Raw genomic sequence first — 23,408 nt, forward strand, 5'->3', positions numbered from 1 at the left:
CAATAATCGCCTATCAAATTTATTGATAGGCGATTATTGTATTTCTAAGAACAAAATTAAAAAACTTTATTATTTCTACACAAAAAAGATTCTTATACATTTGTAAGGTAAGAAAGTAGATTGTTTTGTTTTTATAAACGATTTACAACTTCAAGTAAAAGAGCCTTGCTACATACTATTGTACAAAGACTCTTTTATATTTACTCAAATCTACTCACACTTTAAATAAAATGGTTTAATTCAACTTTACTAAAGCTCTATTAGTAATAGATAAACAGTATTATTTTTCAATAATATCTTCTAACGTAGGTAATGATGGGATAGCACCATAATTCATACATGTAATTGCTCCCACTTTGTTTGCAAATTTAACAAAAGTGTGTATTTTTTCTGAGTTTACATCAAATATATTTTCTTCCTGCGCAAATTGATAGAGCATAGCTCCTACAAAAGCATCACCTGCACCTGTTGAATCTACTTGCTTTACAGTAATCGAAGGAATAAGTACTTCCCCTTCATTTGTTGCAATAAGTGTTCCTTGTTTTCCAAGCGTAATGGCAACAGCATTTGCACCTGTTGCAAGTAAAAATTTTGCAGCATTAATCATATTTGTTTCTTTTGAAAGCATTATCGCTTCCTCTTCACTTACTTTTACGAAATGAGCTTGCCCAATGAAAGATAAGCAATCCTTAGAAAATTGCTCCTTATCTGTAATGAGTGTATCACGATAGTTTGGATCAAATGAAATGAAGTGATTTTGATCTTTAGCGTATTGAAATAAATTAAAATATGTTTCTTTCAAGTTACCAGGTAATAAAGCTGTTGCAGAACCAAAATGAATAATATCATTCATTTTCATCTTAGAAAAATCAATTTGTTGAAAATGATATTCTCCATCTGCACCACGCATGAATGTAAAATCACGTTCCCCGTGTTGGTCAATGGAAACGAATGCTAATGTTGTTTGTTTTTCTTTTACAAGCATAGAAGTATCAACATTATTTTCTTGTAATGTTTTTTCAAGAAATGTCCCAAAAGAATCATTTCCAACTTGCCCCATAAAGGAAGCCTTACCACCTAATTTTGTAATTGCCGCCGCAACATTTGCTGGGGCACCTCCCGCTTTCTTTTCAAAATATATACCTTCACTTAAAGATTCATTGTTGCAACAAATAAAATCAATTAACAATTCTCCGATGCAAAAAACTTTCTTCATTCTAAACCTCTCCCAAGTTTGTATTGTGTAATTTGAAATTCCATCTTTTCATCTGCGAAAAGTGAGATGCCACTTTCTAAATCTTTACGAGGAAACACACGTGATGTAAAGACAGTGTCTCCATCACATAAGAAAACTTCAACAATACTTTGATCAACAAAAATCTGCATACTCATCGAATCTTGAATTTGAATTTGTTTGCAACGTGTATAACCGTACTCTCCACCAAAACGATGTTGAAAATTTCCACGTTCAACTGAAACAGTTCCCTTTTCACGATGAAAAGTAATAGGGAATGATTCTTCCTCATGATGAAATAACGAAATACCGAAGACATTAGCCTTTTCCACTTGTAGTTGTACTTCTAATTCGTAAGAGCGTTCTTTAAGGAGGTCTAATAATACACATGTTTCATTCTGCACACAACCTGATATAGACTTTGAAGATGTACGCAATTCTTTCAATTCAGAAACAGGTCGTTGCTTTAATATATTCCCTTCAAGAGTAAGCTCACGAGGAATAGTTAAACAATGTGCCCACATGAAATCATCTGAAGGGTATGATATTTCACTGGATCCCGCCCAGGCAAACATAATGCGTCTTCCATTGGAATCTTGTAATGTTTGCGGTGCATAAAAATCAAATCCTTTATCTAATTCATTATAAGACTCAATATGAAAATATAAATTCTCTAAATCTAGTGTTCCAACTGCATAAATGACATTATAAACATTTTGGTAACTATCCCCTTTTCCTTCAAGTCCTTGTGGGGAGAAAACCAAGATGTCTTTTCCATCTAAATGGAAAAAATCAGGACACTCCCACATGAAACCAAAATCCTTCAAGTTAGTTTGTAGTTCTCCATATAGTTCCCAACTAAACAAATTTTTTGAGTGATAAATGAGAAGTGTTCCTGTCTCATTACTCCGTTGTGCCCCAAGGAGCATATAATAGCACCCATTATGCTCCAAAATTTTAGGATCACGAACATGCCTAGTATATCCAGCTGGGACTCCTCGAATAATCGGATTATATGCTATTTTTTCTATTTCATATTTGTTATTCATAAGAGCCAGACATTGATTCGCATTACTGGAGCCATCGTCATATTTTACATTTCCGGTATAAAATAAATGAAGTATATCATTTTTCACAAAAGACCCACCAGAATAAGCACCATGTGATTCGTAATCTTCTGTTGGCGTAATGGCCACAGGCATACGCTCCCAATGAATGAGATCTTTCGACTTTACATGCCCCCAATGCTTCATTCCATGAATCGGAGCAAAAGGATACCACTGATAGAATATATGATATTCATCGTTATAATAAGATACACCGTTTGGATCATTCATTAATCCATATGGAGGATGAATGTGGTAGATTGGCTTCCAAGAGTCTTGGTTTGCAACTTTTTCAAGTGAAGTCAATTCACCTTCTTTTGCATCCTGTATTTTTCTATATTTACTCATCAGGTATTCACCTCAAAATATTAATTCTTTTCTTTATATAAAATAATTGTTGCTACAAAAGCTGTAATTACCGCAATCACAAAACCAATTATATAATGGACTGCATTCATTACCCCTAATGGAACTACAATCGTAAGCATTGGAATTCCTGTTAAACCGTAAGCATTTGCTGCAACATTCATAAACACAACATATGCTCCGCCTAAAGCTCCACCAATTCCCGCACCAATAAATGGTTTTCCTAATTTTAAATTCACACCAAAAATTGCCGGCTCTGTAACACCCAAAAATGCTGATATTGCAGACGGAATTGCAATTCCCTTTGTTTTGGTATTCTTTGTTTTAAAGTAAACAGCTAGGGCTGCTCCACCTTGTGCAACATTGGCCATTGACCATATCGGGAGTAAAAAATTCACACCAATTTCTTTATTTGCAAGCAATCCGGCTTCAATTGCGTGGAAACTATGGTGTAAACCTGTTAATACAATAGTTGAATATAAACCACCGAAGATAAAACCAGCTATTGGTCCTGCAACTTCGTATACAGTATTTAAAATGTAAGTAATTCCATCACCTATCTTATAACCCGCAGGACCAATAATAATGAGCGATAGAAAACCTGTAATCATAACTGTTAAAAAAGGTGTAATTAATAAGTCTAAAGTATTTGGTACATGTTTTCGTAATTGTTTCTCTATAACACTCATAACGTATACACATAATAAAACTGGAAGGACTGTACCTTGATAACCAATCATATCAATATCCATACCAAGAAAATGTAAAACTGTTGGCTTCGCATTTACAAGTGTCCAAGGGTTCGTTAATGCAGGATGAGTTAAAATCCCACCAATTACAGCTCCTAAGAAAATATTACTACCAAATTCCTTTGCAGCACTAACACCAAGTAAGATTGGTAAAATTATAAAAGTAGCACCTGAAAATATATCAAATAATTGAATCATAGCATGATCAGCCGGCACCACTTTAAACGCTTTCAACATTCCTAGTAGACCCATTAATAAACCGCTTGCTACAATTGCCGGGATGATTGGCACGAAGATATTAGATAAAACTTTTGCTAATCGAACAATTGGATTCATATTTTTCTTTACGACTCTTGTATCTGTTTGCGAATTGATTTGAGATGAGCCAATAAGATTTGCAAAAGGTTCATATACCTTGTTAACAAGTCCCGTTCCGAAAATAATTTGATACTGCTCACCTGTAGAGAATGCACCTTTTACCCCTTCAATGTTTTCGATTTCTGTTTGTATTACTTTTGAGTCATCCTTTAAAACGAGGCGGAGACGTGTTGCACAATGCGTTGCACTTACAATATTTTCTTTTCCGCCAATATGCTGTAATACACTGTTAGCAATTGCTTTCATATCCATCCGAAATCCTCCTAAATATTTATGGAACCGGTTCCGTAAATATTCAAAATAGGAGACAGGTTTTTAAATGTAAAAAAATCCTGTCTTAACCTTACCGGAATGGAACCGGTTCTACAATAGATTATAGAGCGCTTTCACACTTTGTCAACACTTTCTCGAATTTTCAATTCATATTTTGAACTGATTATTTTTGGTACTTCCTTGTTCTCAACTAATTGTATAATAGATGTCGCTGCAACAGTACCAGTGTAATGGTAATCAAACGAGACGGTTGTTAAACTAGGATGAATCATCTCTGAAATATCATATCCTCCAAAACCAGTAACTGATATATCTGCTGGTACAGAAAGCTTCCTTTCATGAATCACCTTAATTGCCCCAATTGCAATATTATCTGTTGCACAAACAATAATAGTTGGAAACTGATTATTTAAAATGTCTGATACTTGTTTCATAGCATCTTTCACTTGAAATGTTGTCTTATAGTATGTAACATTGCATGATGGGGCAAACTTTTGAACTGCTTTTTGAAAACCTTGTTTTCTTTTTATACCTACCGAAACATCTTCTTCCGTCACTCCTACATATGCAATATCACAATGTCCTTGGGATAAAATATAAGATCCCAATTCAAATGCTGCTTCAAAATCATTGTGAATCAAACAGTATTGATTTTCGTATTGCTGGCCAACAAACAAAATAGGAATTTGTAACTTACACAAAATTTTATTGTGCTGAGCAGTTAATTTTGTGGTTAATAAAATGATACCAGCTACTTTTTGCTTTACAAAGTTTTCAATTGCTTCTATCTCTATTTCTTGGCTTTGGCTTGCGTTTGCAACAAGCATTTGATAGCCATGTTCGCGAAGTGAGATATCGATTCCGATAAGTGTTTTTGTTGTTGCAAAAGAATCTAACCGAGGGACGATTACTCCAATTAAATTTGTGGTTTTCGCTTTTAAACTCCGTGCAAATGTATTGGGAGAAAAATTTGTTTCTTGAATAATCAATTCAATTTTTTGTTTTGTTTTTTCACTGACGTATCCACCGTTCAAATAACGGGATACAGTACTTTTTGCAACACCAGCTAATTTTGCAATATCTGATATATTATTTGCCATTATTCTCTCCTCACTATCATTATTGATAGATGTATAGAAATTTGTATACTATTTATTAATATTAACTTATAAATAATAAATTTTCATTTATTATTTGAGAACAACTATTTCAGTTAGTTTTTCTCTTTTTTATTTGATTTAATACTTAATACCTCTATACTTTTATTACATAATATTCTAAAGCCTGTTATAAGAACTTTTCTTGTCCCATACCAATATCCATGGCATTTTGCATTACTTCTTGTTTAAATTCATAATCTGTATGAAAAGTTTATGGCTCTACATTACTTTATAATATTTTGATATACTCCATCGCGACATAGTTGAAAGGAATTAAAATAATTTATTATATACTAAACTAAGTACTACTACTTCAATACATTGTTAAATGTTGGAGTAAATAGTTAACTTACAAGATAATCATAGCACTTGTTAAAATTTGGAGATTTTTAATTTCTCATTACTTAAAATCTAGGTATATATTCAATTACTGCTCATTATGCTGCAATGATGTTTCTACTATAAATATAATTTAAACTAATTACCTTTTTGAGACTAGATTTCAGTTTATCCCTTAATCTATCGAATACTATAATTCATGTTATGTTTACTAACTGATTGGATAATAGTGATCCCGCCACATGCCCATCAATTTAAGAAGAGTAAACACCCCTAAATTGAAAAAATAAGCTGACTTCTCAGAATAACTAACTATAGAGAAAGAAAATTTTCATTTAGAGGGTACTTCAAAACCTTAACTTAATAGTAATGTGATGCTACACCTAGTTGAGATAGAATATCAGCATCCAATAGTTCGTTAAAAGTGTATTTAACGAACAGTTTGATGGATTTCATAGAATTGAGTATAGTAGAGGTATCAATCATATATTGATACCTCTCTTCTTTTTCAAAGACTAGTATGGTATCCATATATGTAATCAAGCTATTTATTAAAATAGTATTCTAGCTCAAAAATTTGAATAGTTAGTTTAAGTATTAGTTTAAAAATTTATTTACATTATTTGATTTGAGGTGTACAACATGAGTAACCAAGAAAAAGAAAAGTTTAAAATCCTAATAGATAAACATAAAAGTAAAATGCCCTGGTATATCATAGAGTATGCAGAAATGAAAACAGCCCTCTCCCCCGCTACATTGTATGCTTACATTACTGAATTTGAAAAGTTTCTAAACTGGCTTATAAGTAATCGATTAGCCGTTGAAAACGGTAAGGTTGTCACTAATATATGTGATGTACCAATTTCAACACTAGAAAATCTACCATTAAATGAAGCTAGAACTTTTCAAAGATATCTCCAGGGAGAAGGTATTGAGACAAGAGCTATTAACAGAACTTTCTCTGCTTTAAAATCTCTATTCAAGTACTTAGCTCAAAACACAGAGAATGAACAAGGGGAAAATTACATCTCACGTAATGTAATGGAGAAAATTGAACTGCATAAGGAGAAAGTAGATGCAGCAGCAAGAGCAGATGACGTTGCAAACATGATATTTAATGAAAAAGATGATGTAGCTTTTCTCCAATTTCTAGCAAATGATTATGGTGAAATGTTGAAAGATATATCACCAAAAAAATATAACTTTTTTCAGCGTGATAAAGAAAGAGACATAGCCATTATAAGCCTTATTTTAGGCACTGGCCTTCGGGTTTCCGAGGTAGCTAGTCTTACTATCTCTAGTATAAACTTCCGTCAGGGTACCGTAAAAGTGACTCGTAAAGGTAATAAAAGATCTTCTATATTAGCCACTCGCTCTTGCTTAGATGATGTTCAAGAATATATAAAGGTCCGCCCTAGTAAATATAACTGTTCTCAAGATGAAGATTTACTTTTCGTAACAAACTATAAAGGGAAATATACGCAGCTAACTGTTAGAGCTATACAGAAGTTATGTGACAAATATTCAAGTGCATTTGATGAGAAGCGTAGCCCTCATAAACTACGACACACATATGCTACAAATCACTATAAAGAAAACAAGGACCTAGTATTATTACGTGATCAACTTGGCCATACTTCTGTAGAAGTTACTAGTATCTATACAAATATAAATAATAAGAAGAAACGTGAAGCTATTGATCGATTAGAAAAAAGACAGTTTGAATAATAAAGGAAAAGCATCCTATTTAGGATGCTTTTCCTTTATTATTCATTATACATATCACAGCTTTTAATCAATTAAAGCAAAATTCAGTTTTAAAATAAAATTTTTAATAGATTTTATTTATTTATTTATTTAAGTAATATATAAATTATCACTATTACTCTTGTTTATTATTTAACTACATGTCATTTTTATTCTTTGTTATCTATATCATTATCAGTTCTATCACGAATGCCTCTTAAATCTAAATAGGTATACGTTTTAGTATTTTCTTTTAAGAGATAATCTACATATTGTTCAATAGACGCTATCTTCCCTAATTCAAAAGCAACTCCTTTAAATTCTTCAAGAAATTTAGATAAATTCACTACAATAAATCTTTTTATTCTCTTATCAAATAAATCTAATTCATTTCTTTCAAAATGATCGTATGCATATCCATAATCTAAAAGTTCAGTTCCTATAACAGAATCCATTCTATTTAATTCATTAAGTACCATGTTCTGTTCATTTTCTGAATATAAATGTGATATTTTAAAAATATTTTGTAAGCTAGGAGCGATTGGTATCGCCTTTCTAAATAACAATGGCCCAAAATTTTTTAATAATATTCTGCTGTTTACTTTTAAATAGAATTCCAAATTTGAAAAAGGTTTGATTTTATAATTTACATATTCTTTCTCATATGCGATAACACTAATTCCTTGCTTTTCAAAAAGCCTATTAATTTTAGGGATTAATGATTCCAAAAAATTCGGTTCTAAAATTTTATGTACTATATCAGAAGTGACATAACCAGTTTTTTTTATATGCTTAATTGTTTCATAATCATTTTTTAATTGAAGCCATTTAACAATTTTACGTGTAACAACATAATCCTTTAGTTTGTTTTCCGTTTCATAATCCCTCATATTGCTCAAAAAAGAATCCCTTGACTTTAAAAGTTTAGAAATCTTTTTTATATCAGCTTTTCCAACCCGTCTTTTTAAATAGTTATTATATATCTCTTTTAATTCACTCCCAATATCAAGGTACTTATTCTCTAAAAATTCAGGAATTAAGACGTGATACTTTTCTAATTCAGATTCCCATGACGATACTATTTTTTCTATACCAGGAAATTTTAATGTTAAACTCTGAATACGAGATTGTCGGTGTGCACGTCTCATAACTTCTGCTTTAGTCAGACCAGAAGGATATTCTAATGAATGAAATGCTGTTATACATTTACTTCCCACATTCATTTTCATTCCATTAAATTGATTTTTGATATGAAAAATTAATTTATTTTTCTGCTTACACAATGTACATTTTTTCCTTTTTTTCTCATCTTCAATAATCTCATAAGGATTTACATCACCAATCCACTCATCTCTGCACTGATTTATAACATTTGCTAATGTATCATTAAATAAAATAATTTCATCCTTTGTAAAATAATTAAACCCTTTATCAATTTCATTGGACGGACTATCCAAATACGTATATGCTAATTTATACAGAGATTGAGCATTTTGCTTTGCATATTGACTATATATTAATAATGCACGATTATTTCTATTAATGAATAGATTTCTTGCATTTTTTGATAAAGTATAACCTTCTTGCAATGAAACAATTTTAGAATTTATCAAATAATCAAACCACCCTTTTTTTGTATTAATAACCTTAATTTTACCATAAAATCTAATTAATTTTCAAATAATCAGATTTTAGTTGCGTTGAATTTTTAAATTTCTTCAAATTAAACATTAATTCATAATTGGCTTGAAAATGTTTGTATAGGGTTCATTAATATCTTAAGAAGCATCTATAATGTAAAATAAAATACTAATTGAGTAATTAGAAAAAACATTTTACGTACTACGACACGTATGTTACAATATCCACTTCATCCTTAATTAACTAGGGCTTTCATCCATTTAAAAAACCATCGTAATGAAAAATACGATGGTTTTCTTTTATTTTTTATTAACCTTATTCTCCACTAACAAGTTGACTTTCATCAAAGGGATTCATTATCAATATGTATTTTTTATTACCCAATCTCAGATTCACCTTATAAGGTCTATTCAAATTAAACATGTATATCTCTGGTTCAAAGTCATGTTTAAATTTATAACGACGCGCCGCATTTTCAATCACTATATACACATACTCAGCAAAACTATCTGGTTCCATACAATCATCCCATATTTCTTTCCACTTCGTTTTATCGACAACTACTTTATTTTTAAAATCAAGAGATAGAGTACTATATCCCATTAAACTTCCACTTCCTTTTAATATCTTATCTGATTATATAAGACTAACTTATTGGCATTACTTATAAATTGATTCTTAAATTAAAGAAAAACCCTCTAGTAACGATATTTCAAATCTAATTTGTCATAGCTGTCATAATATGTTCTACCGAAAGCATAATCTTTTTTCGATCCCTTTTTAATAATATACCCGGTTTCTATAAATGGACTTCTCCTATTTTGACAATGAGCACTACGATGCCCGTCTCCTCGTCCATGAAGATGCCATGTCGCACAATAAGGGCACCAAACTGCAAGATTTCCACTTTCATCTCTTTCATAGGCTAATAATACAGGCAATGATCTTTCACTTTTATTTAATCTCATATGTATCCTCCTAAAAAACACGATTTTAAAATTATAATATAAAGAAATAAAGTTTAATGATATATATGTTATCTTCCAATTACAAAAATTTCTTTTATAATAACTTCAGCTGAATATAGCCATCGTCGTTATCTTTTAAGTTTTCTTTTTGCTCCTTGTTCTTGCTATTTTTCTTTTTTAATTCAGCTTCTATTTCTTTTTCTACATGGAGAATCTTGTCTTTCATAAACCACCGTGGTAGTCCTGAAGGAAAATACTTTCTTTCATAAGCAGTGCGTTCTTTTTTAGGAATACATTTGTATTCCTCCCAAAACCTATTTCTAAAATTATCGATTTCATTTTTTGTTAAAAGTGGTATATCATCATAATCTTTGTTTAAAAGTTCTTGTTTTCTATATAATTGCTCTTTCTGTAATTGAATGCGTTTTCGTTCTTCTTCCTCTTTCTTTATTTTTTCTTGACGGATACGTAGCTCTTCTTGCTCCCTTTGTATTTTTTCTTTTTTTTGCACTTTATCTAACTTTTGTCCATACTTAGTCAAAAGCTTTTGATAAAATATTTTTTCCTTAGTATTATTTGTTTCCTGTTCATAATGTTGCTGTAATTCCTCTACAAACTCATTTAAACTTCTACCCTCAATCCATTTTTTATAACTATTTTGTTCCTTATTAAAATACATTTCATAATCATTCTTATCACTTAAGAAACGTGTTGGAAATCCTTTAAATAAAGTTTTTACGACTATATACCACTTATGGCACTCTTCATTTAAATAGTTCAACCAAGAATACCACTTACCGATTGAAGATAAATGAAATTGAACCTTTTCTGCCTCCAAGCGGTCTACTAGCATATTAAATTCCTTTTTATATTGATTGTATAAGTCGTTCATATAATCCTTTGCCATTTGTTCAGCCAATGTTTCCTCTTGCCTTCTGCGCTCCTCTGCTTTTTGTTGCTCTATCTCTAGTAGTTTGTTAGTATAGGCTATTTTTATTTCTTCTCTTGTTTTTCTCGCTAATTCTATACTATTTAATGCTTCCTCTATCTGCCAGGCTTTATCAAACTCAATAGCAGCATCTACTAACTTCGTGGGATCAGAATCACTTCTATGAATTTGGCCTTTAAATTTTTCATTTAATTGAGTACTCTTTTTCAGCCTCGTATCATTTTCACTATTTGGTGCACGCAATAATTCTGTTTCTAATAATACTGGTACAATGTCAGACTCTGCTATTCGGTTAACCAGAAATATATCATCTTGTGTTGAATGTTCTCGGTTCTCTAATAATGCATCTACCCTTAACTTAGAACTTTCGGGAGTTCTTCGAATTAAAAATACATGTCCATTATGATCAACAGTTACAATAACATGGTATACATCCATCAAATAGTTAAATGCTTTATTATTTTCCCCTGTTACAAAGAAGTACTCCTCTTTTAATGGAGCAATATATGTATACTCATATGAATTTGTTTCTGGATTAAAACTACTAATTCTTGTGCCACTATAACTATCCGTGTATATTTTTTCACCATTTACTTCTTTTTCCTTAGGTGGAAAGAAACTATCTAGTATTAACACCCATGCAGTTGGTACATTTTCTTCAAAATATATATTTGTTCTCTTTGCAATATTACTAGTCCGAATATTTGACGCCTGTACCTCGATTGCCAGCTTCAGCTCTTCTTTTCCATCAATTGTTTGCAGTACTGCTACGTCGGCACGTGAAATGTCTTTATATCGTTTCTCTTCTTTTACGATGTAACCAGCCTTACTAAATAATTCATATAAGTATTTCTTAGTTCTAGCATGTGCCAGTGATTCAAATGAAAAACATTGTTCTTTATCTAAATGAAAAAAATATGGATTTTTATTAACGGCCTTAGATCCTTTATTAAACGACATGATGTCTTCGCATATAGGGCATATTGCCTGATATATAGCTTTTCTTCCTTTAATAAGCTTAGCTTCCTTTTCATTATCTATAATCATAGAATCTAACTCTATATAACTTTTCTCCTGAAATTCTATTAAGTTACCACTAGGAAATATTTTTTTCCAACCATCAAAATACTTAATGTAAGAATACTGCATTTAATATACACCCTTTCAAAGAGGAATATTATTACCATCCATTTAATTCATTATAATACTATTCACGCATTAAAATTTATGAATATATACATTTAATTATTAATAGAAATTCTATGCTTACTTATTTTTATCTTCTGATTCTTATTAATAAATAGTTTAAAATCAACTTCAGATTAACTTTATTTTGCTATGATGGTAATAATTAAATAGGGCTAGGTTACTTCTATGAGAGGGGGGAATTATTTGTACAGAAACTTGTTGAATTTTTCATTATATTGTATTCTAAGTCTTTTTATATATTTAATAATTTTTTTTATCGCTATAAAACCTGCTATTATTAATGCTACGTCCATAGATTATAATAGGGTGCAATTTGTTTGGCTGTTACTTCTACTCATTTTAATTTCGATGATATATGGATTAATAATAAAAATATTAATTCGTCATAATTCTAGATATTCTCATTCAATCAAAAATGAAAGTATTTTATTTATATTTAGTCATATTTTCACTGCTCTTATTCTCTTTTTTTTTATTTCTATTTAGGCTTTTAAACGAATAACAAGTAAGATATGGCTTATTTTATTTTTATAATTGATTACCGAGAAATATTGAAAAATATATCACCACAAAAATATAGTTTTTCCGGCGGGATAAGGAAAGAGATATAGCCATCATAAGCCTCATTTTAAACAATAGACTTCTGGTTTCCCATGTAGCTAGTCTTACTATTTCTAGTATAAACTTCGGTCAGGGAACCATAAAAGCGACTCGTAAAGGTAATAAAAGATAGCCACTCGTTCTTGCTTAGATGATGTTCAGGGGTATATTAGGATTCGTCCTGATAAATATAACTGCCCTCAAGATGAAGACTTACTTTTTGTAACAAATTATAAAGGGAAATATACGCAGTTAACTGTTAGAGCTATACAGAAGTTATTTGACAAATATTCAAGTGCATTTGATGAAAAACGTAGCCCTCATAAACGACAGCACACATATGCCACCAATCATTATAAGGAAAACAAAGACCTAGTATTACTTCGAGATCAACTTAGACATACTTCAGTCGAAGTTACTAGTATCTATACAAATATTAGTAATGAGAAGAAACGTGAAGCTATTGATTGTTTAGAAAAAAGGCAACTTGAATAATTTAGCATATAATTCCCGAGAATTACAGTCTAGTTCATCTATTCACTAAGCACCTGTTGTAGAACGAAAATTGAGCGATTTAAATTTAAAGAATTGAACAAACATACCCCCGTTCTATATATAGGACGGGGGTAAAAATATAGTTGCTTAATCTCGATGTGAAATTGAAGATTTTTTTATCCAATGAATTAATTCAAAGGTACTAATTCTAATCGCGTAATTTATATTGGATAAATTCTATTATTAATCCTTGTAATTTGCAGCGATTTAGAGAGTAGATTTAGTCTTCAGAAGAGCTTCTTCTAAATCTTTAATTATTTTCGAATGTAATAACATCCACTTTTCGGCAGTATCTGGTTGACCTCCAAAGCTTAAAAAGAAGTTGTTCACTGTTTCTACCACATTTAGATCATTAAGTTCCATATGAAGATAGTAATGTCTTAAACATCGAATCAGATTTAAGATTTCAAAAAGTGTACGATGTTCTTTATATATACGCCCATCGATATCTTTCTTTTGCTTTTGCTCTTTGTGAAGTGATTCAAAAAAGATTTGCTGCATATAATTGATAAAATTCTCGAATTCGCGGTTGCTTTTACTTAATTTAAGGGAAACTAAATAAGCAATATTCCCCATGTTCTTAGGATGTAACTTGAAAATATCTATAGCAGTCGTATTCTCCATAATATCAGTCTGAAGATTTATGCATGCTATTAGTTTATTTCGATATTCTTCATCCTCTGGGACAAAGAGGATTCGATTGACTGAGGTTAAAGTAGTGTAAATATCATTGCTCTTTTTGTAGTTTGATTTATAAAACTTCAACACATCATCGTGGATTACATGGAAATCGTTTAGTTCGATATCTTCTTTGTTTTGTTCAATAAATCCCAAAATCCCTTCAAGTACTTTTCCTAAGCTGCTTGCGTCTTTTACGGCTATATTTTTAAACGCAGATACTATTTCTTCTTGAAGTCGTTCAAATGGTTCTTGCTTAATTTCTTTTCTTACAACATCATTTAATAAAGTAAATAAGAGTTCCAATGCTTCTATATTCGATATCTTTTGAATTAACATTTGTGAAGTAAAAGAACCATATTTTTTTTGTTTTCGAATGTAATTAATGTAATACTCAATACCTTCTATATTTTGATAGTTTATTAAATGTGCAGCACTCTTTAAAGCTATATTGTCTTTTTTATTAAGACTTTCTATTAAAATATCTTGAGTTTTTTGAGGTTCGAGCTGACTTAAATAAGCGGCACATGTATCAAAAATCTTCTCGTCTTCAGTGGACACCATTAACTCTTTTAAGTATGAAATTTCTACACCTAGATAAATTAAAGTTTTTAGACATTCCAACTTATCACGATTAGAAAGATTACTGTTACTAAATAATTTTTTTATTATCTCTATTGAATCCCTTACCTTATACTCTTTACAAAAGCTTAAATGATTGTATAGTATTTGCTCCCTGATGTCTTTATTTATTAGGTTCCAAAGGATTCTTTCCTGCATTAAAGACAAACTAACATATTTTTCTATATATTTAATTCCCACATGATTGTTTTTAATAACATAATCAAATGATATCATATCCAACAATATGTTTTCCGGATATTGAAGGTTAAACAGTCTTTGGAAAAACCATAATGACACATATATTGAACCAAATGTTACACTATTTTCGTTGTAAGTAATTGCAGTATTAAAATCAACGTGTTTTATTTTGTCATAGCATATTTGTGAAATTTTCTCTCTTTGTTCTTTAGAAAATTCGATATTCGAATTATTCGTTTTTATTTTATACGCCTCATTCAGTGTGAATACATCATAATCTGGAATTAATGTTTCGAATTCATCAAATGTAATAGGTTTTATTTTCAATATTTCTCTTAAGCACCGCAACATAAAACTATTATATTTCTCATCACCTTTTAAATTATCCCACATTTTATCGATTTCCAAATCATCGAAACATAATGCTTCTTTTTCTTCACCTATGAATATGTTTTTAACTTCTGCTAAAAACTTTTCTTTTGAGAAAATAATTTCAATAAATTCCATTAGTTTATTGTTTTGTATTTCTTCATAATTTTTAGAAGTGGGCTCTTCGATATTAAGATCATGTACTAATTTTTCTACGAAATCCTCCTCTTGATGATACACACGCATTTCAAAAATTATTTTCATTATTTCATTTTCAGATATTACATCATCTTTTTTATCGGAAATAAGTCTTAGTATATTCTCCTCTGTCATCGATAAAGCAATTACTTTGTAATAATAACGATCTTTTTTAATTTCCGCACGATTGTAAAAACTATCGAACAGCTGATTTAAAGTACCTGAAGCTACAAAAAAATTGAAAATAGTATACATTGCTTTGTGCGGAGATATGATATCTGATTTCCTTAAAAGTTCCCGCATCTTATTCCAAACAACCGAAGATTCCTGATAAATTAATGCTTTACCTACTATGCTAGGTATTAAATCATCAATATGAATATCCCTTAGTATCTGGGTGTTTTCAATAAAATAATCCAGTAGTTTTATAATTGCATCTAGTGATTGCAGTTTTTCTATACAATCATAAATAGCATAGTTTGATAAATGAATGGTTGAATCAAGATTAAAGTGCATTAAAGGAATGTGTTCAATAATAAATTCAATATAATCATCCACTGTTGAATATTTAGTTAAGAATCTAAAAAAAGAACCAATTAAGCCTACATTTTCTTTTTCTTGAAGAATAGGTAATACAGCATTAACAAGTTCATTATCCACCTGGTACAAACTTGTTAAAGTTGATAAGCTAACTGCCCGCAATTCAGTATTAATATCTATGTTTAATACAAGATCAATGAGTTTGTTTTTTAAATCCATTTCTGCATATTCTTTGAAGTATCGAATTATATAAACAGCGTTGTATTTATCCATATTACTACTTGAACTTATGATTTTATCCTTTAAATAACTGTATGTTTCATTATTCATCGCTAATTTTGCTAAATCAAATGGATTATCTCCTAACCAAATATCACGGGAGGAGTATCTCTCATATAGAGTTTTAAAAATTTGATTACGTTGTTGCTTTGTTAATCTTCCAACTTCTAAATCTAAGAGCATTGAAGGATCTATAGTAATTAGATTTTCAATTAGATCTTGGCTATCTCTCAAATATAACAAAAAAGCTACAGTGTTTTTCCATGATGGCAGAATATTAAATTCAGGCAATCCATCTATAGTAATTAATTGTAAAATATCATCGAGGCTCTTATTTTTTAAAGCGTCTGCAGCAAGATACTCATTGTAATTATTATGAATAAACTGGAAACTAATATTATTATTATTAAATCTTTTTTTAATTATAGATAAATTTTTAATGACATGCCTAGTTTCTTTATTAGGGATAATTGTCATAAGCTGTTTATTTGTTAAGAAATTTGATTGGATGCTTTCCATAACTAATGCTATTTTTTGTAAATTGAAGTATACTTTTTCTAATTCATACGATTCCTTAAATAAGATATCTTCTTCTAATTCATTTAGTTTTTCATTGATTGAAGATTTTATAACTTCATTAATAATTTTCGCAGTATTTTTAGGGAGAGAATTATTTATTTTATAATAATCAATAATTGCATTTAGATTGAATGGATTTTTCATAAATTCCATATAATTAAATATTTTAGCATCCTGTAGAAGTGCATTATATTTCAAAGGTAATTTATTTTTTACAAATTGTTCAATATCACGGGAGGAAAAAGGTAATAGTTGAACCAATTCTGCATTATTAAAGTTATTTGAATAAGCATTTGAGCGAGATGCAATACAAAAGTGTGAATCACAAAACTTATCCCGAAAAGACTGCAATTTTTTTATAAGTAATGCCTTATTTTGGACTTGATCAAATTCATCAAATAGAAAAAGAAACTTTAAATCTTTAAATTTAGTAAAGTCTCCATATTCCTTTTCTAGTAACATTTGAATATCTTCATCTGCATACATATTTAATGAATAATATAAGGCAAGATAGTTGTTACTTGGATCGCGATTACTCATAATTTCATAAGCACTTCTTTTTAAAAATATACTCTTACCTTCACCTGCATCCCCAAGTAATACAATAAACTTATTACTTTTTACTAAATCTAATAAATTCGAATCTTTAGTATTTCTCATATAAAGTAAATCCATAGGGATTGAATCTTTAAATGCTTTACAACTAATAATATTTCTTTTGATTGATTCCCCTGTTTCCTTTGTTAAATCTATAACCTTTTTTCTTAAATCATCCAAATCATTCAGATCATCAGAAGCTCTTTTGGTAACCGAAACATCTTTTTCATTACGCATAGCTAATACCACCTTTTGTTAACTTATCCAACTCTATCAGAAAAATTATATCATATACTGTGTTCACGAATTTTAAACAATACCCAGCTTAAAACATCCGCGTGCTCCTGAGGTTTCAATCTACGGTTATGAACCTTAATCTTCTCTATATAAGCCTCTCTTAATCAATTTTATATGGTTTCACGCTGTTTTTGCTTAGGTGAGATCATTTCTTATTGGTTTGTAGTAATTGACTCTTAGAATTCCTTATGTGATTCTTCATTGATCGCTCCTCCTATTTTATTTTTATTTACTTCTTATCCGAACCGAAGACACAGCGCATTCCAAATCGAGGCACAGCATATGTAGTTCCAATTTTACGGATTGAGCCTTTTGGGAAATCATTTATTCTTTTACGTAATGTTGATGATTCAATTCCCCACTCTTCTATAGCACCTGTACTACTCATAATTTCGTTATCCAATAGATTAAGGTCTCCCCGTTCTACATCTTCAAAATTAAATCTATCCATCTCTAACTGCTGCAGCATGTCTCTTTCGTCCCCTTTTACAGCAAATAAATTATAATCCTCTCCCTGATGGACCTCTTCTAACACTTCTACGTTTAGATACTCATTGGCAGCTACCTCAATCGTACTATTCTCAGATATATAATAGTAGCTACCTTCTTTTACTTTGAATATAGCCTTATTCCATATACCATCTGCACCAGTACCTTCAAAAATCTGTTCCGCTTTTATTTGTTGATTGATTTTTCTGAATTTTGTTGAAAAATAAAAATAAAACAGTTAAATACAATGGGGATTTTGCTACAATGGTAATATATAACATCAGTAGACTTCTATAGGATGGGGGAATAAATAATGATTGTTTCAACTAAGGGAAACAATGAAATTACAAAGCTACTAAACGATTGGTATCTTGAAATCCGCTCAAGACGTATAGGTAATGCTCATCAATTAAAAGAAATAATTGATACTAAGATTCATAGTATTGAAGAGGATCAGAATTTATTGCTCTACTACTCACTACTAGATTTTAGATATCAATTTGTAATTGATAATTTAAGCGTTTCAAAAAGCAGTTTTGACAAAGTTGAGGCTTTTGATATGCCTACAGATAATTTCTTAGCTTATTATTATCACTTTTTCAAAGGAATTCATGCCTCTACTATTGGAGAATATCAAATCGCAAAAGAGAGTTATGAAAACGCAGAAAAACTTTTAGACTGCATTCCTGATGAATTGGAAAAAGCGGAATTTTATTATAAAGTTGGAGCTTTCCATTATGATATGTATCAAGGGCTCTTATCTTATAAAAAAGTATCAGAGGCAAGGGAAATCTTTGCTCAACATGCTGGGTATGAAATTAATGTCGCTTTTTGTGATAACCTTATAGGCCTAGCTTGTACTCATTTGAGAGAATGGGAACTCGCAGAAGAGTATTTTACGAAAGCAATGGATATGTTCCAAAAAATAGACGAAGAGCAATTTATTTTAATGGTGCGTCAAAATTTAGGGTTAATGTATGCTACTCAAAACCTCTCGTCATTAGCTATTAGATATCTTTCAGAAGTAAATCAAAAAATGCCTAACAATTATAAAGCACTATTTATTGAGGCAAGGGAACATATGAAAGAAGGAAATCACTCCGTTGCAAAAGATCTCATAGTAACAGGACATTCCATTTGTGAAGAGGTTGCAAATATAGAGTATCTGCACCATTTTAAAATATTAGATGCAATGAATGGAGATTTTCCTGCCGAAACACTTGAAAAGACAGTGTTAGAAGGCGTATCATATTTTAAAGAGCAAGAACTTTTCGAATACATTAAAGAGTATGAAGAATATCTTGCTACTGCATTTTATAAAGAAAATAACCATGTTAAAGCAAGTCATTATTTCTATTCATGTTCTCAAGCAGGAAAAAAAGCTTTTGAGAAGGAGGCATTAAAATGAAAAAGACAATGCTCGGTTTAGTTGGTGTAATTACTATTTTTACTTTAATGTTTGGTGCCCAATCCCCTACAGAAACACAGAAAGCTATTGATGTTATTCAATATGCACACGGAAATCATGGTGGTTAAAGTCTTAATTTAATTCATTTTTCATAACTCATGCATTATGAAAAGGGAAGAAATTTTTCTTCCCTTTTTTAGATTATTTTATTTTGTATATGTTATTTTTCTATTTTTACTGTCTAAACTTTGTTGTCTATTTATTATAATTCTTGGTGAATCGTTAGAATTATAAATTATTGTACCTAAATCTAATACAATAGATAGATTTTCATTAATTCTGTTCATAAAATAATCATCAGGTAACCAACCCAAAATTCATTAAAGTTCCTCCTTAAGTACATTAACGTGACAAAACTAGATTTCAGCGAGAGATACATTTTGTCATTGAAGGTTGTACTTTTTTAATTAATAACACCATAAAAATTTGTTAAATTAGAGATAGGTTATTATTGCATGGATATAGAAAGATACTAGGAGTTGAATATAATGAAAAAAAAGTATATTGAATTTATCTTAGAAAATCAGGAACATATGAAAAAAATACAGGAATTAGATAATATATCTAAAGAAATTGGAGATCATTTACTTGGTAAGATCGAAAGAACTTCTAATGGCATTTTAATTTCTGAAAGTAAAGTGCATGACTTGAGCTATCTTGAAAGGGAACTTGAGCGATTAATTGAAGATAATTACTTCATGGACAACGATTGTGATTGCTTCGGTATGATAGAGCAAGGATATATGCATGCCCTTTATAACCATTTCCCATTAGATTTGATAGAAGCTATAACCACTGAACAAACGAGAAGACATACAAGAAAAAGGCATCCTAAAAAGAGTTGGGAAAAGCTAAGATCTTATGGATTGGAAACGGTAGATAAAAGGAAGAATACGAACATCGCATTTTAATACTAAAAGTTTAAATTAAAAAATGACTCCCGACAAATTAGAAAAGACAATTAAAACAAGAATGTTGTATAATGTTGTATTTTGATAAAGAAGACCTACATGAATATGTATTAGAATAAATTAAAAAATTTGTGGTTTTATTCCTTCAAGAAAATAACCGTTCAAGTGTATATGTTATAAAAAAATATAATTACACCATTCCTTATACATTTATTAGAATGAGTTAAAAAGATTGGGACATTTAGAGAGGAGGCGCAACTATTAATGCATACACAAGAAGATTTTTATAAGAAATTAATAGAGGAACAAAGAGTAGTAACGATATTTTTAATAAACGGAGTAAGAGTACCTGGAGTCATTATTGCTGTTGATAAATTTTCAGTGCTAGTCTCCAGTAACGGAAAGCAACAATTCCTTTATAAACAAGCTATTTCAACGGTTTCTTTATAAATAAAAATCTGCTTAAAATTGAATTTTGTTAATTTAAGAAGTTGTAAAAATAAAAAAAGGAATCCTTAGTAAAAGGATTCACCCCAGGAAATATAGATAAATAAAAAGAATTAAGTTTATTATAAAATAAAAGCATACTAAACATATTGAGAAACAAAAAATATTGAAGGTTGATAGCAAAGATTAATGTTTGCTATACTAAATGCGCACAAATATATGCAAAATCACAAATAAAATAAGGGCAGCTATGCTAGGCTGCCCTTATTTTATTTTTAATTTCATAATCCGCTATTTAATTTGAGGTATTTATAAACCTAGTACACTAACAATCTGACATGCTTTGGAATTTGCAATATGATAGTACATCTCTAATCCTCTTCTTTCGGAGCGGAGAATCTTGCCACGCATCTTAGATAAATGCTGAGATACAGTTGATTGAGGGACATCTAATAGCTCTGTTAATTGTGTTACATTACAAATTTTGCGGTGTTCTAGCTCCTTCACAATTTGTAATCTAACTGGATGAGCCATAATCTTTAATAATTCTACATCCGCCTCTGGGATTTTGTACATTTCATTACTTGCTTGAATAGTTGTCATTTTAATTTCTCCTTTTATAATTTCTTTTTGTTTTAATTATCTATTTTTAAGTATGTTTTTTTACTTGAGTACATTGTTCATAACCACTATATTGTTTGTTCTTTTGTCTCTGTATCAGATTTAATATATAGAAGTATTATGATGGCTAAAAATCCAATAAAAGATAGCATAGGTATTGAGATGAATCCGAATAAATTTAAGTAATCCTCTGTACAAGAAACTCCTACTGAACAAGTCTTCATCTCACTAATAGGAAACGCTTGAATTGTAATTTGATAGACAGATAACATTAAACCGATACACGCAAATGGAAATGCATACGTGCTGACGTGCGGATCTTTTCTATACATTCCTATCCCCAGTATTAATACTAATGGATACATGGCCATTCTTTGGTACCAGCACAAATCACATGGCGGCAGCTTCATCCATTCACTAAAAAACAAACTAATTAACATTGCACTAGTAGCTATCGTCCAAGCAATTGCAATGTGGTACTTACGAATCCATTCCATTTTATGTTCTCCTCACACGATTTTAGTTGCATTGAAGGTTTTATAATAAGGATGTGATATTATCTCAATTATCTATTTAGAATGTCACTAACTTATTTCCGTATTTGGAATAACCGGTTTCAATGGATAGTATCCAATCATTTAGATCTTCCCAGTCATACCCCTTATCTTTCAACTCTGGTGGAAAGCAATTCTCAAAATCATCACGCATTCCGTACATAGTTTCTAATGCTGTTTCTAGTGGACCGAATCTATATACAATATGTGTTTTCACTCGTTTGTTTTTCTTTTCTGCTACAGCCAAATATACATATCGTCTTTCCTTTGCTAAAACAAACTTCAAGAACCCTGGTATTTGACTCATCTAAAACATTCCCCTTTCGGTTTTCCTTACCCTTTTCTGTTATATACGAGTAAGGAAAACAAGCGCTTTTGCTGTATTAATTTAAGAGATGTCTCATTTTTTTGCTTTGAAAATACAAGAACACACTCATTATGACAATATTTATCACACCAGCTGCAGCTCCAATTTTTGATATAACATACACATATTCATTACCGCTAAATGAAAATAGACTCAAAAAAATAAAGAAAGTAGAAATAAAAAAAGATAAGAGCATGTTTCTTTTGTTTCCATTCATTCAAGAAACCTCCTTTTGGAATAAGTATTGATATTAAGCTGCATCATTACGGTTATAATGCCGATTCTTTTCATCTACAAATCCTTTAATGCTCCACACACCAGCCTTTAATTCTTTTGCTTTTTTTTCTGCTTCTAGCATTTCAGGTAGAAATGTAGTATTAGGTCTAGAAATATAGGCTATAATCCCATAACCAGACTTGACCATTAATTCATTAATATGTATTCCGTTACAAAATACATAAGCCAATTTCCTACCGTATTTGTCTTCTTTTTGTCCCCGATCATAAACCAAAGTGACACTTTTCCCTTCTAGCTGTTTCTTTAAAAAGGAAGAGGCTTCTTTTCCCATCTTTTGTGGTGGGATTTTTTGAGATACAGACTCAGGAGTATCCAATAACAGTAACCTTACCGTCTGTTTCTGACCCTTTACGTTCACGTCTATCGTATCTCCGTCCTTTATATGTAATATCTTCCCTTTAACAGTCTCTAAGCCTTTTATTTTCCCCTTATAAGCTTCTGGAATATCAACAATACCTTTCCCTTCCACGTGCTGTTGTATACCGTTTTGTACTGCTTGGGCAGGTCTTGAATCATTTTTTGTTTGCGTTGAATTGCTACATGCTGCCATTTGAAATACGAATGATGTTATACAAATAGCCTTAATCCATATTTTCATATCGAAATTTCTTCCTCCTAATCA

General features: G+C 30.5%; 21 protein-coding genes and 2 pseudogenes. 7 read left to right on the forward strand and 16 right to left on the reverse strand.

Annotated features, from left to right (window positions below):
* Positions 1–280: 280 nt before the first annotated feature.
* The 4 genes from PQF83_RS25545 to PQF83_RS25560 form a co-directional block, all read right to left on the reverse strand.
* Complete coding sequence (locus PQF83_RS25545) at positions 281–1,216, reverse strand: carbohydrate kinase family protein (RefSeq protein WP_046646349.1); 936 nt, start codon at positions 1,214–1,216, stop codon at positions 281–283.
* On the reverse strand, positions 1,213–2,688 hold the full coding sequence (locus tag PQF83_RS25550; RefSeq protein WP_046646350.1) for a glycoside hydrolase family 32 protein: 1,476 nt from the start codon (positions 2,686–2,688) through the stop codon (positions 1,213–1,215). The genes PQF83_RS25545 and PQF83_RS25550 overlap by 4 nt, the downstream gene beginning before the upstream one ends.
* Before the next feature lie 20 nt (positions 2,689–2,708).
* Positions 2,709–4,085 carry a sucrose-specific PTS transporter subunit IIBC gene (locus PQF83_RS25555; protein ID WP_046646351.1) on the reverse strand — a complete coding sequence of 459 codons (1,377 nt, stop codon included), beginning with the start codon at positions 4,083–4,085 and terminating at the stop codon, positions 2,709–2,711.
* A 134-nt stretch (positions 4,086–4,219) separates the two neighbouring features.
* Positions 4,220–5,206 carry a LacI family DNA-binding transcriptional regulator gene (locus tag PQF83_RS25560; protein ID WP_046646353.1) on the reverse strand — a complete coding sequence of 329 codons (987 nt, stop codon included), beginning with the start codon at positions 5,204–5,206 and terminating at the stop codon, positions 4,220–4,222.
* 1,041 nt (positions 5,207–6,247) lie between these two features.
* Here PQF83_RS25560 and xerS point away from each other — a divergent pair.
* Complete coding sequence (gene xerS / locus PQF83_RS25570) at positions 6,248–7,333, forward strand: tyrosine recombinase XerS (RefSeq protein ID WP_046646355.1); 1,086 nt, start codon at positions 6,248–6,250, stop codon at positions 7,331–7,333.
* A 188-nt stretch (positions 7,334–7,521) separates the two neighbouring features.
* Here xerS and PQF83_RS25575 read toward each other — a convergent pair whose 3' ends face one another.
* The 4 genes from PQF83_RS25575 to PQF83_RS25590 form a co-directional block, all read right to left on the reverse strand.
* Positions 7,522–8,964 carry a hypothetical protein gene (locus tag PQF83_RS25575; RefSeq protein WP_046648674.1) on the reverse strand — a complete coding sequence of 481 codons (1,443 nt, stop codon included), beginning with the start codon at positions 8,962–8,964 and terminating at the stop codon, positions 7,522–7,524.
* A gap of 343 nt (positions 8,965–9,307) precedes the next feature.
* Positions 9,308–9,595, reverse strand: a complete 288-nt coding sequence (locus PQF83_RS25580; RefSeq protein WP_046648672.1) for a hypothetical protein — start codon at positions 9,593–9,595, stop codon at positions 9,308–9,310.
* Positions 9,596–9,690: 95 nt separating this feature from the next.
* The gene (locus PQF83_RS25585; protein ID WP_046648669.1) at positions 9,691–9,960 is read right to left on the reverse strand and encodes a hypothetical protein; all 270 of its coding nucleotides are present in this window, start codon (positions 9,958–9,960) and stop codon (positions 9,691–9,693) included.
* Between the two features lie 94 nt (positions 9,961–10,054).
* Positions 10,055–12,058: a competence protein CoiA family protein gene (locus PQF83_RS25590; RefSeq protein ID WP_046648668.1), complete on the reverse strand. Its 2,004-nt coding sequence runs from the start codon at positions 12,056–12,058 to the stop codon at positions 10,055–10,057.
* 243 nt (positions 12,059–12,301) lie between these two features.
* Here PQF83_RS25590 and PQF83_RS28535 point away from each other — a divergent pair, with 243 nt between their 5' ends.
* The gene (locus tag PQF83_RS28535) at positions 12,302–12,604 is read left to right on the forward strand and encodes a hypothetical protein (RefSeq protein WP_061130459.1); all 303 of its coding nucleotides are present in this window, start codon (positions 12,302–12,304) and stop codon (positions 12,602–12,604) included.
* Positions 12,605–12,651: 47 nt separating this feature from the next.
* Positions 12,652–13,213 (forward strand): annotated as a pseudogene (locus PQF83_RS25595) (tyrosine-type recombinase/integrase); the annotation flags it as partial.
* Between the two features lie 267 nt (positions 13,214–13,480).
* On the opposite strand, the gene PQF83_RS25600 reads toward PQF83_RS25595, so the two are convergent.
* From PQF83_RS25600 to PQF83_RS25610, 3 genes and pseudogenes are all read right to left on the reverse strand, one after another.
* Positions 13,481–17,572: an NACHT domain-containing protein gene (locus PQF83_RS25600; RefSeq protein ID WP_046648666.1), complete on the reverse strand. Its 4,092-nt coding sequence runs from the start codon at positions 17,570–17,572 to the stop codon at positions 13,481–13,483.
* 53 nt (positions 17,573–17,625) lie between these two features.
* Positions 17,626–17,834, reverse strand: a pseudogene (locus tag PQF83_RS25605) (transposase); the annotation flags it as partial.
* A gap of 27 nt (positions 17,835–17,861) precedes the next feature.
* The gene (locus PQF83_RS25610) at positions 17,862–18,311 is read right to left on the reverse strand and encodes a helix-turn-helix domain-containing protein (RefSeq protein WP_046648664.1); all 450 of its coding nucleotides are present in this window, start codon (positions 18,309–18,311) and stop codon (positions 17,862–17,864) included.
* Positions 18,312–18,434: 123 nt separating this feature from the next.
* Between PQF83_RS25610 and PQF83_RS25615 the strand changes: the two genes are divergently transcribed.
* The 4 genes from PQF83_RS25615 (at position 18,435) to hfq (ending at position 20,950) form a co-directional block, all read left to right on the forward strand.
* Positions 18,435–19,529 carry a Rap family tetratricopeptide repeat protein gene (locus PQF83_RS25615; RefSeq protein WP_046648662.1) on the forward strand — a complete coding sequence of 365 codons (1,095 nt, stop codon included), beginning with the start codon at positions 18,435–18,437 and terminating at the stop codon, positions 19,527–19,529.
* Complete coding sequence (locus tag PQF83_RS25620) at positions 19,526–19,657, forward strand: Phr family secreted Rap phosphatase inhibitor (protein ID WP_086706967.1); 132 nt, start codon at positions 19,526–19,528, stop codon at positions 19,655–19,657. The genes PQF83_RS25615 and PQF83_RS25620 overlap by 4 nt, the downstream gene beginning before the upstream one ends.
* Positions 19,658–20,077: 420 nt before the next feature.
* Positions 20,078–20,500, forward strand: coding sequence for a hypothetical protein (locus PQF83_RS25625; RefSeq protein ID WP_046648660.1), 423 nt, complete (start codon positions 20,078–20,080; stop codon positions 20,498–20,500).
* 264 nt (positions 20,501–20,764) lie between these two features.
* Positions 20,765–20,950, forward strand: coding sequence for an RNA chaperone Hfq (gene hfq, locus PQF83_RS25630; protein ID WP_046648658.1), 186 nt, complete (start codon positions 20,765–20,767; stop codon positions 20,948–20,950).
* 306 nt (positions 20,951–21,256) lie between these two features.
* Here hfq and PQF83_RS25635 read toward each other — a convergent pair whose 3' ends face one another.
* The 5 genes from PQF83_RS25635 to PQF83_RS25655 form a co-directional block, all read right to left on the reverse strand.
* Complete coding sequence (locus tag PQF83_RS25635) at positions 21,257–21,550, reverse strand: ArsR/SmtB family transcription factor (RefSeq protein WP_000207870.1); 294 nt, start codon at positions 21,548–21,550, stop codon at positions 21,257–21,259.
* Between the two features lie 86 nt (positions 21,551–21,636).
* On the reverse strand, positions 21,637–22,065 hold the full coding sequence (locus PQF83_RS25640; protein ID WP_046648657.1) for a disulfide oxidoreductase: 429 nt from the start codon (positions 22,063–22,065) through the stop codon (positions 21,637–21,639).
* 76 nt (positions 22,066–22,141) lie between these two features.
* Positions 22,142–22,429 carry a hypothetical protein gene (locus PQF83_RS25645; RefSeq protein WP_000078380.1) on the reverse strand — a complete coding sequence of 96 codons (288 nt, stop codon included), beginning with the start codon at positions 22,427–22,429 and terminating at the stop codon, positions 22,142–22,144.
* Between the two features lie 76 nt (positions 22,430–22,505).
* Complete coding sequence (locus PQF83_RS25650; RefSeq protein WP_044797021.1) at positions 22,506–22,706, reverse strand: hypothetical protein; 201 nt, start codon at positions 22,704–22,706, stop codon at positions 22,506–22,508.
* 33 nt (positions 22,707–22,739) lie between these two features.
* Complete coding sequence (locus PQF83_RS25655; protein ID WP_000708129.1) at positions 22,740–23,384, reverse strand: thermonuclease family protein; 645 nt, start codon at positions 23,382–23,384, stop codon at positions 22,740–22,742.
* Positions 23,385–23,408 lie beyond the last annotated feature (24 nt).

The sequence above is a fragment of the Bacillus sp. FF-1 genome (assembly GCF_028548245.1).
Lineage (GTDB): Bacteria > Bacillota > Bacilli > Bacillales > Bacillaceae_G > Bacillus_A > Bacillus_A paranthracis.